This window comes from Clostridium guangxiense, from assembly GCF_021043395.1.
Lineage (GTDB): Bacteria > Bacillota > Clostridia > Clostridiales > Clostridiaceae > Clostridium_S > Clostridium_S guangxiense.
Window position 1 is genome coordinate 1 of record NZ_JAJNKE010000062.1, and the last position, 16,190, is coordinate 16,190.

At 28.6% G+C, this 16,190-nt stretch carries 15 protein-coding genes and 1 other RNA gene; 1 reads left to right on the plus strand and 15 read right to left on the minus strand.

Annotated features, from left to right (window positions below; all coding sequences use genetic code 11):
- Positions 1-59: 59 nt before the first annotated feature.
- The 15 genes from LQK79_RS19700 to dnaG all read right to left on the minus strand — a co-directional run bounded on the left by LQK79_RS19700 (position 60) and on the right by dnaG (position 14,704).
- Complete coding sequence (locus LQK79_RS19700; RefSeq protein ID WP_231017599.1) at positions 60-851, minus strand: phospholipase D-like domain-containing protein; 792 nt, start codon at positions 849-851, stop codon at positions 60-62.
- A 13-nt stretch (positions 852-864) separates the two neighbouring features.
- Positions 865-1,629 carry a hypothetical protein gene (locus LQK79_RS19705; protein ID WP_231017600.1) on the minus strand — a complete coding sequence of 255 codons (765 nt, stop codon included), beginning with the start codon at positions 1,627-1,629 and terminating at the stop codon, positions 865-867.
- 71 nt (positions 1,630-1,700) lie between these two features.
- Positions 1,701-2,138, minus strand: a complete 438-nt coding sequence (locus LQK79_RS19710) for a hypothetical protein (protein WP_231017601.1) — start codon at positions 2,136-2,138, stop codon at positions 1,701-1,703.
- Positions 2,139-2,422: 284 nt separating this feature from the next.
- Positions 2,423-3,025, minus strand: coding sequence for a Cap15 family cyclic dinucleotide receptor domain-containing protein (locus LQK79_RS19715; protein ID WP_231017602.1), 603 nt, complete (start codon positions 3,023-3,025; stop codon positions 2,423-2,425).
- A gap of 11 nt (positions 3,026-3,036) precedes the next feature.
- Positions 3,037-3,504: a Mov34/MPN/PAD-1 family protein gene (locus tag LQK79_RS19720; protein ID WP_231017603.1), complete on the minus strand. Its 468-nt coding sequence runs from the start codon at positions 3,502-3,504 to the stop codon at positions 3,037-3,039.
- Positions 3,470-5,188, minus strand: coding sequence for a ThiF family adenylyltransferase (locus LQK79_RS19725; RefSeq protein WP_231017604.1), 1,719 nt, complete (start codon positions 5,186-5,188; stop codon positions 3,470-3,472). Before LQK79_RS19725 ends, LQK79_RS19720 begins: the two co-directional genes overlap by 35 nt.
- Positions 5,169-6,122, minus strand: a complete 954-nt coding sequence (locus LQK79_RS19730; RefSeq protein WP_231017605.1) for a cyclic GMP-AMP synthase DncV-like nucleotidyltransferase — start codon at positions 6,120-6,122, stop codon at positions 5,169-5,171. Before LQK79_RS19730 ends, LQK79_RS19725 begins: the two co-directional genes overlap by 20 nt.
- Before the next feature lie 448 nt (positions 6,123-6,570).
- Entirely contained in the window at positions 6,571-7,569 is a 999-nt protein-coding gene (locus LQK79_RS19735) for a hypothetical protein (RefSeq protein WP_231017606.1), read from the minus strand.
- A gap of 307 nt (positions 7,570-7,876) precedes the next feature.
- An RNA gene (rnpB, locus tag LQK79_RS19740) (RNase P RNA component class A) lies at positions 7,877-8,219 on the minus strand.
- Between the two features lie 55 nt (positions 8,220-8,274).
- Positions 8,275-9,027 (minus strand): zinc ribbon domain-containing protein, encoded by a 753-nt coding sequence (locus LQK79_RS19745; protein WP_231017607.1) that lies wholly within the window; start codon positions 9,025-9,027, stop codon positions 8,275-8,277.
- 168 nt (positions 9,028-9,195) lie between these two features.
- Positions 9,196-10,002, minus strand: coding sequence for a Nif3-like dinuclear metal center hexameric protein (locus LQK79_RS19750; RefSeq protein ID WP_231017608.1), 807 nt, complete (start codon positions 10,000-10,002; stop codon positions 9,196-9,198).
- Positions 9,987-10,682, minus strand: a complete 696-nt coding sequence (locus tag LQK79_RS19755) for a tRNA (adenine(22)-N(1))-methyltransferase (RefSeq protein ID WP_231017610.1) — start codon at positions 10,680-10,682, stop codon at positions 9,987-9,989. Before LQK79_RS19755 ends, LQK79_RS19750 begins: the two co-directional genes overlap by 16 nt.
- A gap of 86 nt (positions 10,683-10,768) precedes the next feature.
- On the minus strand, positions 10,769-11,722 hold the full coding sequence (locus LQK79_RS19760) for a PH domain-containing protein (RefSeq protein ID WP_231017612.1): 954 nt from the start codon (positions 11,720-11,722) through the stop codon (positions 10,769-10,771).
- Positions 11,723-11,802: 80 nt separating this feature from the next.
- Complete coding sequence (gene rpoD / locus LQK79_RS19765; protein ID WP_407928542.1) at positions 11,803-12,867, minus strand: RNA polymerase sigma factor RpoD; 1,065 nt, start codon at positions 12,865-12,867, stop codon at positions 11,803-11,805.
- 67 nt (positions 12,868-12,934) lie between these two features.
- Positions 12,935-14,704, minus strand: a complete 1,770-nt coding sequence (gene dnaG / locus LQK79_RS19770) for a DNA primase (protein ID WP_231017613.1) — start codon at positions 14,702-14,704, stop codon at positions 12,935-12,937.
- Positions 14,705-15,012: 308 nt separating this feature from the next.
- Between dnaG and LQK79_RS19775 the strand changes: the two genes are divergently transcribed.
- Positions 15,013-16,074 carry a CotS family spore coat protein gene (locus tag LQK79_RS19775; RefSeq protein WP_231017615.1) on the plus strand — a complete coding sequence of 354 codons (1,062 nt, stop codon included), beginning with the start codon at positions 15,013-15,015 and terminating at the stop codon, positions 16,072-16,074.
- Positions 16,075-16,190: the final 116 nt, after the last annotated feature.

Sequence of the window (16,190 nt, forward strand, 5' to 3'; positions counted from 1 at the left end):
TCATATAAAGCAGGAAGAACACTAAAACCTACAGCCTTAAATGATCAAAAAGTTACATTTTAATCTTGACATTTATAGTTCATTCTATTTGCTCTAATATTGGACAAATAATTACTAATGTCAAAATTGATTTTTTCATTTCGATCTTCTTTGTTATAATCATAACCATGCTCATAAGCATATTCATCCATATCACTATATTTTTCAAATATAGTGATAAGATTATTATACACTGATATATCGAAATAGTCAGAAAAAATATGTTCTATATCACACCCACATACCTTATACAAATCAGCTTGTGTATTGTAATAACCTTCTTGACTAAATATGCAAATAATCATTTTAGGCTTCTTGCAATATTCACAGCATTCTGGATTTCTCAACATATTTATGTCATCTTTAGATAATTGCCATACAGCTTTAAATTCTAATATATATGGGTTGACTAAATTTATATCATGACTCACTATTAAATTTTCATAATTATTATCATTAGCATTTTTTGTCCAATTAAAAGAACCAGATATGCATAATTTATTATCTATAATACAGAACTTATGGTGCATATAATGATGCTCATATTTGTTGTTTGATGGCATACTAATAAATCGAATTTTTGCACCTAAATGAGTCAGCTCTTTTATATTTTTAGAGTATTTACGGTTTGCCACATCATCATTGACTGCAATTCTAATCTTTATTTTTTTTTGCAACAATAAAATAAAAATTTCTCTATAGTCATCAAAGTTTATCCATGCCACTGCGATTTTCACACTTTTTGTGGCTGTAGAAAGTAACTCAGTCACTATGGATTTTTGATTTTCACAGAAAACACCATCTCTAACCATACTCTCTTCCTTTCTAAATGTTTAGAACTCCTTGGTTATTATTTATAATATCAATTGCATTTTTCAAATACTGTATACCTTGATTAATTTGAGGTGTATTCAAGTTGTAATATACTTGAAACAAACACAAAGACATATACATCATATAATGTATAGACTTGAGAATTTCATTTGTTTTTTGAAAATTATTACTACTATTTGACTCAATATTATTATGCAAAATCTGGCTAAAACGAGAGTCCAATCTAACAATATTTCTATTGAATTCCAAGATAAAAAACAAATTACCAATCTGTGGAAGCCTATTAAATTCCCCCAATAAGTAATATCTTGTTGTTCGATTACAAATATTTATATTAAAAGTCTGTTTAACACTATTTGCATATTCATTGGCTTCGTTCTTCTTAATAATTCCGTTTTCAATATCTCCTTTTGCTTTAAATTCTTTTGAAGCTGACTCAGAGTTTAAATAATTCATGTATGCATAATAAGCATTTCCCTTAATATAGAGGTTCAAAATATCCGCATATTTTTCTAATGATGATCTCAATATACAATAAATAGGGCGCAAATCAAACTGATTAATATCGGGCATACTTTTCAGCAAAAAAGTGATTGTGGAATAGTCAGCAAAAACTGCATTATTAAGCCAGCAAAAATAATCTTGAGCAAATATTCCATTGTTATTTTGAGTTCTTAATGTTTCATCTCTTAATTGCGAAAGATTGTTTGTTATTACATCAATATTTTGCATTAAAGTATAATTTAACTGCATCATATAATTCCTCCTAAAAATAATTGCATAAATTTTCATTTATATTATTTAATCTTAAATTGAAAGTTGAAATCTTATTTTTCATTAAGCTTTTCAGGTAATATTGCTATATATTTACCTGAATAAAAACTATCCCTCAAAAGTATTCCACCATAATTCATCAATTTAGTTGCAAAATTTTCAGAAACCACTTCACAAAATAAAATAGGCATATTTTTATACTGTTTGCAAAACTCTACTAATTTTATCATTAGTTTCTGAAATATACCTTTATGCCTAATGCTATTGTCAAAAATTATTGTTGATATTTGCAACTGCTCTTCACAATCTGGCTCATAAGGCTTTATGCGTAATACTAACCTAAATAGCTTACCTTTAAATTCAATATTGGTAATTGTAGAAAAATCAGCATACACATCAAATTCTCCAAAGTTCTCATTAATGAAAAATTCATTCAAGCTTTCAACCAATTCTCTTTCTTTTGTATTTAAATTTTGCTCATTCATTATCATATTACATTTCCTCCACAATTACTGCTTATCTGTATGTTATACAAATAATTTTCACTTCACTCTAAATTAATCCTATAGCTAATATTTTACTATCAATACAAACAAATACCAGCAAATTTTTTATAATTATCATTTATATTTTCCAAGTTTCATATTTTGCTTAATTGTAGCAGAAGGCTATATTTTAAATAATTGCTTAAAATTTATATATTATCAAAGAACTGTTATAAAACATATCCATATTTTGTACTGTATTAATATTATAAAGTATCACTCTATCATATTTAAGGTATTTTTTTATAATGTTTAGTACCAAAAGTTCTTCTATACTTGTCTGTATAATAAGTTCCACTCATTGTATTATCCTTTTCGTCAAATACCAAACATTCAAAACCAGAGTGTTTACCCATTGAGTCTACAAAGCTGTCCTCTGGTTCATTTTCATACTCATATTTTAGAACTATTCCCTTAGAATGTTTTATAAATATCCCTGCTATTTGGCTGTACGATTTAGATGACCCTGAATTAAGGCATCTTATGCTTATTTTTGACCAAGTCTGGCTTATATTAATTTTTACAGTTCCATTAACTCTTTCGCCATCTTTTTTATAGGAAGACTCATATTCTCCTTCCCAATCACCAGAAAGTATAGGGGTCTTTATCTTAAATATAAATCTTATTAACTTCCACTTCCAAAAGTATTTATCAAACAACTTATATAAAACTAAAAACGCACTTAATGATGCTGATGAAATAGATATCGAAAGTGGTATGAATGTTATAAGCTTTAATAAGTCCTTTAATAAAACTACCCCTAAAACGCTAATTAGTGCTAAATAGAATATTACGTAAATCCTTTCCTTTGTATCAATTGAATAACTGTGCATTTATCCACCTCTTAAACTTCATTTAATTTTTTTAGTGTGGCTTTTCTTTTGCATACATTTTTATACCCAACATACAATGAACCACTTTCACCTACAATAACTAAAAATATGTACATCGGTAATGGCTTTATTTCAATTGAGCATTTTTTAATCAAATTGCTATCCACAAGTGAAGGACTTGGATACAATTCAGGGTGTGTGTGCCATTCACCTAAATACATAATCTCCCCACCTGAATTTTCCCAAAATTGATTTATTATACTTTGAGCATTATCTTTATTTCTAACAAAGAAATGCCTTCCCTGCTTGTCTTCTTCGCAGGGCTCTGAAATATCAGTAATTATATATTCAGTAAAATCAGTTTTAATTTTCCCCAACAAAACGCCTCCATTTTCTGGGCTTTTCACTCCTTGACGATAATTGTTTAGTTTTGCTACAACACTATCATTTATTATAAGTCTTGTTCTTTGATCTATCATATAAGTTTTCATCATTTAATATCCTAACCCTCAACTTTCTATTACCTTCGCTTAACCATTGAGGCTCCAACTTCATTTTGTTTTTTCTTGCAACATTCAATCTTCCACACCATGATATAAGATAATTTTGCCTATTTTTCTTCTCAAATATATTCTGATTTATATAATCCATTATATTATTCAAAAATTGATGAACTTCAAATGCAGAATAAGGCAAAAATGTACTACCACAACCACTTTCTCTTTTAGTATATTTATCTCCGTCACTTAGTATATTCCATTTAAATTGGTATGATGTATCAAATAATTTATCAACTACGTTGGGTTGTTTATGCTGTAATATAATTGCGTGACCTCCCATCAAATATGGTTCTACCCATAATATGATAACTGGTTTCTTTATCTTACCACTATTAAATAATGAAATGAACCTATTTTCTGTTGGAATATTTCCAACAACAACAAAATTGTAATCGCAACTATTAAAAACCATTAGATTATCTTTGATCACTGAAAAAACATCCTTGCTAATTGCTTCAATACTCATATCAGGAAAATGTTTTAAAAGTTCTTCTTTCAATGCAAAAGCCTTGCCTTCCCTTATACTTGAAGCCCCACAGTAGTGCCTTGCTATATTATCTGCTGTTAAAATTTCCTTATCTATTAGTATGAATTCATTTATTCCTAAATCAACAAGAACACTCGCCAAATGACTCCCTACAGAGCCACAGCCACTTATTGATATTTTCATATTTTCTTTTACCTTACCGTCTCCCCCTCTTGCAAATAATCTTTTGTGACCTAATTGATTAACCGTGAATTTTTTAATTTCAACATTTTTATGTATGAACCCATAAACATACTCGGGAACAATACTATTCAACCTAAATCCATTCGGAGTAGGTTTTCTTTCTTGTATCCATCCTGCAAGACAGGTATTATCATCTACGATTTGTGAAAAAACAATAATATGGCATTGTTTATTATTCTTCAAATATTTTACATAAGCATTATAATATTTTTCTTCTCTTAATGCATTAAATATCTCTCCATTGTTATTGGGAAAAGGAGGATACCATTTACCGTTTATGGGTAAAAACAATGCTTTCGTAAATTCTGAGCAACTTATCCTCCATCCTTTTGTATAAAACAAATAATTTAACAGTTTCTCCTTGCTATCTGATAAATATAAAAATTTATAATTCCTCATATAACTAAACAATTCTGTTGGAGAACTTTGGGGGCAAAAAATCAAATCAGCAGTCAAACTACTATCAAGCTCCCAATAATCCAACAGCTCATTTCTAAATTCTTCATAATTCTTTCCTGATGTTCCATCTAAAATAATACTTTGGGCTTTTTTTATACATTCTAATGTAACTTCTTTAGGCATATTTGGATTTGGATATACTATATTGCTATCAAATGTACATATAAAGCCATCTCTATCAATGTCTTGTATATGTGGTAATGGTTTGTATTTCTTGTAAAATTCTCCGAGTATATATACTTTAGGAAATGTATAGGGAAAAGAGACTGGAAATATGCATTTTAATCTGATTTCTTCTCCATTAATATTTATATCAACAAATAGATAGTCTCCATTAGGATTATTAACATAAACACATTCAAGCTTATTTTTTTCCAAATAAGCTTGAATTTCTTTAAGCTGAACGTCCGTCATTTTTTAATATTGAAGGAGCTGAGGCACTAACAAAATTAGAAGTACTATCTGTTGAAGATTTTTCTCCTTTAGGAAATCTACTACCAAAACAGTCTATCATTAATTGTGAAGCTTCCTCCTCATCCTCATTATTAACAGCTTCCTGAAGTTTATCTTTTAACTCTTTTAGACTATCTAATATGTTTGTCTTTTTGACTTCACTAATCCCATCAAAAATATCTTCATTCGGTGCTACAGGCTTAACACATTCAAATTTTTCCTCTAAGCTATTAATTATATCAGTTACTGTGCCAAGGAGCGATAAATCATCTCTTTTTTCATATGGATAGAAATTATTACCGACAAGAATTGTTATAGCTATTCCTTTTAAATCAACAGACTTAAAATCCTTCCACGCTTTTAAGTATTTAACTAAACTTCTAAGTTGCTCTCCTTCACTCGTAACTTTATCTATAAACCAATCAGTAAATGCTTTTGGATCGCTTACTACCCATCCGTCTCTCTTGTGAGCTAAATACGCTACATCGTCTTTTACTATATAAGAAGGCAAATCTATATGATAATCATTAACATAAATTACTCTAACACAAGTATTCTTATCTACAGGTGATGTGGATGTATGGTTTTCAACTGCATCATAAATCCAATTATGAATAGTTGAAGCTACTGGCCAATCAGATTGTTCTTTATCTGAATATCCTTGAATATAAACTCCATCATCAAGGTCATACTCGCCACTTATTGGATTAACTGTGGTCTTCATCATAAAAGACCCTTGTCCACAAAATTTAGGATTGGTTCTATCCTTTTCAGTAAATTTATCTTTTATTTTCTTTCTAAGAGCATTTCGTCCTGTTCTTAAATTTTCTTTTTTAATTGAACTTAGTGTAATAGTATCATTGAATTTAGCAAACAATTTATTTAAGTCAGACATTTATTTTACCCCCTCAGTTATTTAATGACTATATTATACCACAAAAATAGAAATTGTTTCATTATATGACTAATAGTCTCAACAGTATATATTTTTGTACTTGATTAACGATAACCCTCTTATATAATCTTATGACAATTGGGATATACCTGACTTTTATATTAAATCAATAAGTTTATTATTGTCTTTCTAATCATCCCAAAATAGGCTATATAAAAATATGTTATATCTTGTCTTCAATACATAAGATTATTAATGAAAATTATAATGATGTTGTAATTGTTGATTGATATATACCTTCACGATTATTAAAAATTCAATGCACTTATTTCAATAAATGCACAAATATTTACCATTATTATATTATTTTTTATACCATATACTATTAAGTGGGCAATTACACTGTGTAATTGCCCACTTAATAGTATATGTCTTCAGCATTCTCAACTTATAATTTACTTATTATTAAAAAACTCTTTTTAGCACTGTCTAAAATATTCTTACATTCTTTAAAATCGATTTTACTTAAACCAGCTTTTTTTAATGCACTTTCGTCTATAATTCCACTATGCATAATTGCATTTCTTAGCTTGTACATTCGCTTTAAGTGATTAAATGCATTTTCATCTAACTCAATTAAGCTTTTACCTTTTATATATTTTAACAACACATTATAATATTGATCTAAATAATCATAATTTGAGACTGAAATACGATTAAAAATGATGTCATCTTTAGGTTCTAATTTTCCAATATACCTTCTTATAAAAGCTTCTACTGCTATACTGCAATATATTATAAACTCCTCATAACATCTTTCATATAAAGATTTCTCCGCCTTACTTAAGTACAAATTAAATTTTTCTTCAACACTATAATCCTCAAATCCATTGAAAATATTATTATCAACATTACGTATTTCTTCAATTGACTCAGATGTCATATAATAATCAGTATATTGCTTTATTTCTTTTACACATTTAAATAATTTTGTATTAGGGGAATAAAAATTAAATTCTATTTCATTGCCAAAACAATAACTTATAGGTCTAATTGGAGGTTGTTCTATCCAAAACATGTTGGACTTATTTCTTAAATAGCTTAATATTTTCTCTAATTTTTTATTCACAACATTAAAAATATTATTTATTTCTTTAAACGGTAACTCTACTATAAATTCATTTATATTTTTATCAGTACGAAAAGTCGTTCTCTTTTCATAATCTAAATAATTGCAATTTTTATATATTGCTTCAATCCTTATATTACTACATGAACACGGAGGATACTCAGCTTTATATATATCCTCATTATTCTCATCATTAAATCTCATCTCTAAATCAAACATCTCAAACTCATTAAATTGAAATGAAAATCTATAATCTTTTTCCTCATTTAACTTTATAATGTATGGTAACTTAATAAACATCTCAACCTTAATACTCAACTTATATTGCCCCCTGTTACTAAAAAATATATATTGATTAAACATGGATTTATGTAAAATTTGATCTTTGAAAAATTTACTACTTAAAATCTGGTATGAACCGTTTGATATTTCAATATAAAAAATTCATCTTGCAATTTCACTTTTTAATGTTAAAATAAAAATAAGGTGTGCGGAACTAAAAATTAAACATAGTCATATATAATTATTCTTTATTATCTGCTTGTAAAAGTAGCACAATAATTAATAATTTTGCAAATTAATAAAGTTCTGAACCATTGATAAATCAAGTGGTTCAGAACTTTATTAAACAAGTAACCCTATAAGCCGAGTTCTGTGTTAGACAATCATCTATCTAGATCTTACGTTACCATAAGATTCAAGCGATACTACCCGGAAGCGGGACGGGCCGCCCCGAAATGCTTCCCTATTCGATCTTGCTCCAAGTGGGGTTTACATAGCCGCAAAGTCGCCAATGCGCTGGTGAGCTCTTACCTCGCCTTTCCATCCTTACCTAAAAATTAGGCGGTATATCTCTGTTGCACTTTCCTTCAAGTTACCCTGACCGGGTATTACCCGGCACCCTGCCCTATGGAGCTCGGACTTTCCTCTCCTGCCAAATTGACAGCAGCGATTGTCTGGCTTACTTGCTTAACTATAATATCACACATAGTCACATATTGCAATAAAAAGATTCATTTAATATTATCTTTTTAATTTACTCTTTTTACTTTTTTTACCTAAGCCTTCACTATCGTAGTATAAAATCCTTCCGCAGTTATCACAATGCACGATCTCCACTCCTCTACATATACTATCCATTGTCATAGCTGAAACCTTCATCTTACAGCCCTCACATACAGTACCTACTAACTTTGCAACTGCACAATCATTATATTTTAATATTTTTTCTATCTCATCAAGCATATACTTAGGAATATCCTTTTTTACATTTTCTATTTCTTTTTCAAATAGTTTTATATTGCTATCAGCCTCATCCATTTTTTTGCTGCTCTTATCTTTGTAATCATAAAAATTGTTTTTCACATTTATAAGTTCCAATCTTAAATTTTCAATAACTAAATTTATTTTCTCCTCCTGTTCTAAAAGTTCCATAGCATCATCTTCAAGTTTTTTTAGTTCCTGTTCACCCTTTTGAATTGATTTTTCAAGTTTGTCTATAGCATTTAAATCTGAGCCTACCTTGTTATATAAATCAAATTCCTTCTCATCTATTTCCTTCTTGTGATTTTTTATTTTTTCACTTATATCTTCATAACCTTTTTTTATAGTTTCAAGAGTTTTCCTTTTCGAAATATACTCTTTTTTCTTATCGTCAAATTCTTTTTTTAATTTTTTTAAAAAATAAATATGTGAACCATCTTTTAACACTTTTTTATTTTCTTTTATTAGATCTAAATTATGCTGAAGTGAATATGCCAATTCTATATTACTCATAATTTCTCCCTCCAAATCAAATATAATCATACTTGGGGTTTGGGCGATAGCCCATTATCCTTCTTAAACAAGATACTGTGCACTCTCTACAATACTCGGGGTTTTGGCAATAGCAAATTTCAAGTAATTTATAGTAAAGTAAAAGTAGACACAGCGAAAAAACCATATCTACTTCGTTTTGTACGGATCAACATTACAATTTGATACATATACATTAATATTCAATTCTCTTTCATCCAAAGCACTTTGGAGTTTTGAAGCTGCAACCTTCACTGCTGGCCATTCAGTTCCAAAGTGACCAGCATCAATAATACACATACCAAGTTCGTTATAATCGCTAACGTAATGATATGAAGTATCGCCTGTAATTATACACTCTGCACCAAGTTTTCTTGAGCTTTCAAAAAAATCTTGACCACTTCCATTTATAATTGCAATTTTGTATATTTTCGTAGTATCCCTTCCACAATACCTTAAATTCTTAATTTCAAGTTTATTCTTTATAATAGAACATAATTTTTCAAGTGTAATTGGACTAGATAAATCAACTAATCTTCCTATACCAGAACTGCTGCCATCATATGAATTAGCTTCAATAACCCTACCCTTATCAAAACCAAGCAGTTCAACAATTATATCATTTAAACCGCCACTAACACTATCAAAATTGGTGTGCGCTGAATATAAATTAATCTTATTTTCAGCAAGCTTTAATATTTTAATTCCTTGAAGAGTTTCATTTGTTACAGAAGACGGCTTTCTAAAAAGAAGGGGATGATGGGTTACTATCATATTGCATTTCTTTAATAAAGCCTCATCTATTACATCTAAAGTACAATCTAGCGCCATAAGAATAGAATTCACATTAGCCTCTGTATTTCCAACCATAAGACCAACATTATCATAATCCTCTTTCAATTTTTGAGGTGCAAACTCCTCAATTATATCGCACAAATCTTTTACTTTAAAAGGCATGAAAACAGCTCCTTAAGAATATGGTTTTTGTGAATTAGTTCTTCTTTTCTTTTTAATGCATTGCTATTACAAGGATCAATATTATCAATTATATGCTTATTTTTTTTTACTTTATACTCAACATACTTTCTTATAAGTGGATGCTTTTTTTCAATAAGCTTTTCACTTATTTCATAGTAAATATCGTCTTTAATTATGACATGATTGTTATATCCTACTTTTATTATCTCATAATATTTATTTTCGTCAATACATAATTCCTCATCAAAAATGTCAAAACCTTCATTATACAAATATTTTCTAAGCACTTCCGGATTTTGAACTGGCTGAAGTACAGCATATTTTAGGGATTTAAATACTTCCAAATTCTCCTCTATAATATTCCTTACGAGATTCCCTCCCATTCCTGATATGACTGCACAGTCCACCTCATTTGGTTCTATAGTACTAAGTCCAGCCCCTAATCTGCATTCTATTTTTTCTTCCATTCCATATTTTTTTATATTAATTTTTGCTTTATTAAGTGGCCCTTTCTTGATATCTGAAGCAATTGCAGTGCTGCATACATCATTTTCTATAAGATATATTGGAAGATATCCATGATCCGTTCCTATATCTGCAATACAATTACATTTATCAATCATAGAAGCGACACATTTTAATCTATTTGATATTTCCATATTTCCTCCTTAAAATTTAGACCTCGTTTTAAACAAGCGCAAAAGAAAGCACTTATTCAAAACAAAGCCTTCTTTAGTACTTTTTGCTATGTTGAAAATAATTGTAAAATTCTTATTTGCATTATAAAAAAAACAAATGATATTATGAGCGATACATACATATATTTATATGCAAGCTTTTTGCTGTATTTAGAATAAAAATATGATACATAGTACATACAAAATAATATAATCATATTATATGCTCCATACATCATCTGCTTAAAAGCAAAACCCTTAGCAGTTCCATATACAATAGGATTAAAGTTAGCATCAAAACTAAGAGGCATTTTTGCTGGCAGCATATCCTTCCAATAAAAGATAAATGGAACTATGGTCATTGCAAGAATAATAATAGTTACAATTATAAAAGGAATCATAAAATATTTATCTTTACCTAAATTTATTCTCTTATTTTTTTTGTATGGCCAATGTTCAAAAGGTATGCTTAAATCTTTCAATTTATCTTCTATTTCTTGTACACTTTCAGGTGAAATAGCATATATCATATCTTTAACTTTTATATAAATCACATTCTCCGTAGATGTACAATACATATTAGTTGTACCTATATTTTCAACAAAAAATATTCCAAAGGCAAATTTATTTTTTCCATATCCTGAAAGCTTTACACCATTAATCATACCTTCAGATTTTTGATACATGTCCATTTCATTAAATGGTATTATTACTTTTTTCAAGCCTCTAAAGGCTATTATATAAAAATTATAATCATCATAATAATACTTAAGTGTAATGCATTTCAATAAATAATATATCTGGTATAAATTAAATATTATCAAAAACACTTTAAAGAAAACTATGATTGCATATGTATTAATAAAGTTACCTATTACCAATATAATTATATTAACTAGCAAGGAAACTAAAATCACGTCAATAGCTAAAAACAGACTTTTGCAAGGTTTTATATATTTCAATTTTTCACCTTCTTTTAATTTTAAGATAAACCACCTTGAATTGATTGCATTTCTATCCAAACCATCTTAATGAAAATAGAAAGGATATCGAATCCTTTCTATTTTGAATATACTCTTATAAAAACTATCTTAATAAATTTTTAATCAAGATAATCTTTTAGCTTTTTACTTCTACTAGGATGTCTTAACTTTCTTAAGGCCTTTGCCTCTATTTGCCTTATTCTTTCTCTTGTAACATTAAATTCTTTTCCGACTTCTTCGAGTGTCCTAGCTCTTCCATCATCCAAACCAAATCTTAACCTCAAAACTTTTTCCTCACGTGGAGTTAATGTATCAAGAACATTTATAAGCTGCTCTTTAAGCATTCTAAACGCTGCTGCCTCTGCTGGTGCTGGTGCTTCATCATCAGGTATAAAGTCTCCTAAATGGCTATCTTCTTCTTCACCTATAGGCGTTTCAAGGGATACTGGTTCTTGTGCTATCTTCATTATTTCTCTAACTTTATCCACAGACATATCCATCATTTTAGCAATTTCTTCTGGCTGTGGTTCTCTTCCAAGCTCTTGAAGAAGACTTCTTGATACTCTTATAAGCTTATTTATAGTTTCAACCATATGCACAGGAATCCTTATTGTTCTTGCTTGATCAGCAATAGCCCTTGTTATAGCCTGCCTAATCCACCATGTTGCGTAGGTACTAAACTTATATCCTTTTCTATAATCAAACTTTTCAACTGCCTTTATAAGTCCTAGATTACCTTCTTGTATTAAATCAAGAAAAAGCATTCCTCTTCCAACATACCTTTTAGCTATGCTTACAACCAATCTCAAATTTGCTTCTGCAAGTTTCTTCTTTGCATATTGATCGCCTTTTTCTATTCTTTGAGCTAAGTTTATTTCTTCATCTGGAGCTAAAAGAGGTACTTTACCTATTTCTTTAAGATACATTCTAACTGGATCATCAATGGCAATGCCTTCAGGTATTGTGAGGTCAAGGTCTTCCTCTTCAACCTCAACTTCATTCATATCGCCAATTACTTCTATTCCAACAGATTCAAGCACTTCGTATATTTTTTCAATTTGTTCAGGACTTAAATCAACTTCTTCAAGTTCATCTATTATTTCTTTATAAGTAAGGCTTCCTTTTTTCTTTCCTTTGTCAATTAAGGTCTTAACTATCTTCATTTTTTCACTTTTTTGACTCATATTATCTTTTTTTTCGCTATTACCAGCAGCATTCTTATTTTTCATTAATTGTACCTCCTTCCGTTGATTACAGATTGTTTAACTTGCTTTGTACTTCTTCTCTCTTTTTTATAAGTTCAAGCGTTTCTTGAAACAATCCTTTTTCTTCAAGTATCTTTATTTTATTCATAATTTCCTTTTTCGACTCCTCTAATCTATATTTTTTAATATTTATAATGAAATCATCTATCAGTTTTCTTTCATTTCCTTCAGAAAGTATTATATTCTCACTAACGATTTTAATCCATTCAGAATAACTTTCTTGATCATTACATCTAGCCTCAATCATTTTAAGTGTGCTTTCTTCATTAAGTTTATTATTTTCCTTAACCACATTTATTATGTTTGTATATATCTCTTTATGGCTATTCATTATTAAATCTTCGGCGCTAATTTTAGAGACAATATAATTTAGCATATCTCTATTTTGTATCATTATTTTTAAAAGCGATCTTTCAGATTTAATATATGCTGATTCTACATATAAATTTTGTCCATAATTATCCATTTTATGCATTTTATAGCCATCTTTTTGAGACTTTTCACTTAACAAATCATATATAGCCTGCTCACTTATTCCCGTTTTCTCTGATACCATTTTTATATATACATCTTTTTCTACAGGATCTAAGTCCTCAATCATAGTAGAAACTTCCCTAATATATTTTATAACACTCTCATTATCCTTAAGGTTAACTCTCTCAAAAGCTTCTTTTAATCTATAATCTACTATTGGAAGTGCATTGTCTATAAGTCTCATAAAAGCTTCCCTGCCATTATTCCTTACAAATTCATCCGGATCTTTTCCTTCAGGTACTTTTATTATACTTACTTCAAGTCCAACCTCCCTCAATATTTTGAGACCTCTTAGAGTCGCCATTTGTCCCGCTGCATCAGCATCATAAGATATAATAACCTTATTGGCATACCTTTTTAAAAGTTTTGCCTGACTTTTAGTAAGAGCAGTTCCAAGCGATGCTACTGCATTTTTTATACCATATTGATGTAAAGATATACAATCCATATACCCTTCCACAATTATAAAAGTTCTATTAATGTTATTTTTAATTGCAAAATTTAATCCATAGAGATTTATTCCCTTTTTGAATAATGCAGTTTCCGGGGAATTTAAATATTTTGGTTTTGAATCATCTAAAACCCTGCCTCCAAACCCTATGACTCTGCCTCTATAATCAAAAACAGGAAAAATAACCCTATTTCTAAATCTATCATAAAAAGAATTGTTCTTTTGTATTATAAGCCCTGCTGTTATCAAATCTAACTCTGAATATCCTTTTTTTTTCATATAGTACAAAAGCCCATTCCAATTATTCTTTGCATAACCTAGTCCAAAACTTCTAATTATATTTTCCGTGATACCTCTCTCTCTAAAATAATCTTTAGCCGTTTTATCATATTTTAAATTAGAAAAAAAATATCTGGCAGCCTCAACATTAATCTTATATAACTTATTGTTTTGATTTATGCTTTCATTACGCCTGCCATCATCAGTATCAACTGAAATATTAACTTTGTCACCCAAAAGTTTAACTGCTTCAACAAAAGGAAGATTTTTTGTTTTCATAACAAATGTTATTACATTTCCGGACTCTCCACATCCAAAACACTTATATATTTGTTTTTCCTGAGACACACTAAATGATGGTGTCTTTTCATTGTGAAAAGGACAAAGTCCTAAATAATTATGACCAGATCTTCTTAGCTTTACTTTCTCAGATACAATATCCACAATATCATTTAAATCTTTAATTTTTTGAATAACCTCTTCACTTATCAATAAGACATTCCACCTAACATTATATTAAACTTTTCTAATTAAGCAAGATTATATTCGACAAAAAATCATTAATTCCTTCTTTATTTAATATTTGTACTAAATATTTATTAATCAATATCCTTTTACAACTACAAATCTCTTATATTTTACCCATTTAATAGTAAATTTTATTCTAATAATGTGATGAATTTTCATTTTCATACATTAAATTATTCTATACAAATATTTAAAATCCTTTTTATTAGATGTATATTATAAAAAAATATTTAATATCATAGTTAATGAAGATAATTTTAGGAAGTGTGAATATGAAAAGTTCCAGCATATTGCTGCCATATGATAAGATAAAAGAATTTGTTCTTTCTAAATATAATTTACAAGATTCTAAACTAGAACAAATAAAATTCAAGGATACAGAAAAACAAAGAGCCGTATACTGTGTAAGTTCTCCAACTCAAAAATATTGTTTAAAAAAAGTTTATTATAAAAAAGAAGATTTACTATTCGTATATTCAGCCACGGAATGGCTTTATAGATATAATATAAAAGTTACAAGAGTCCTGCCAACCTGTGACAATATGCGTTTTGTATCCTACAATAATATGATTTTTATATTAATGCCTTGGATAACTGGTAGAAAGTTTAACTATGACGATATTAATGATATTCTTAAAGCATCGACAAACTTAGCTCTTATGCATAAATGTTCATCCAAATTTTTTCCTATAGAAAGCAGCAGTGTAAGAAATGGATTTGATAGAATAGATCTTTCAACAAAAAAACACTTTGAACAGATTTTAGATTTTTGTAATGCTGCATATAAAATAAATGACGATTTCTCCAAAGTACTTTTAAGCAATTCCGAGAGCTGTATTTCACTTGCAAAAAAAGCATTAGAAGCTTCCTCCTTTATCAATATGGGCAATTTAAGAAAAAGCTTATGCCACTTAGACTATGTAAATAAAAATATAATCTTTGATAATTTAGATAATATATGGATTATAGACTTTGACAACTGCAAAATGGATTTTTGCGCCCATGATATATCATATTTTCTAAGAAGAATTTTAAAACGTGATTCAACTGTATGGAACAACGAAATACTTATAAATACATTAAATAGCTATGAATATGTTAAAAACTTAAATTTAGATGAATATTTATATATACTATCATATCTGGCATTTCCTCAAAAATACTGGAAAATTTGTAGAGATTATTATAAAAATATTAGAAAATGTAATAAAAACTCCTTTATAAATCTTCTTAAGGACAGCATAAAATACAATAGAGAACAGCTTGAGTTTACAAAAAATTTTGCTAACTATATTAACGGTAAATTTAACGTTGATCTTAAATATAGCAATTAAGGGGCTGTCGCACTAAATATAAAAAATTGCAAACTAATTAAAGACCAGCTAGTAATAGTCAATAGTTTAAAGAAAAAAAGTTAGAAATATTTTTAAAATAAAAAAGTGTATAGCAA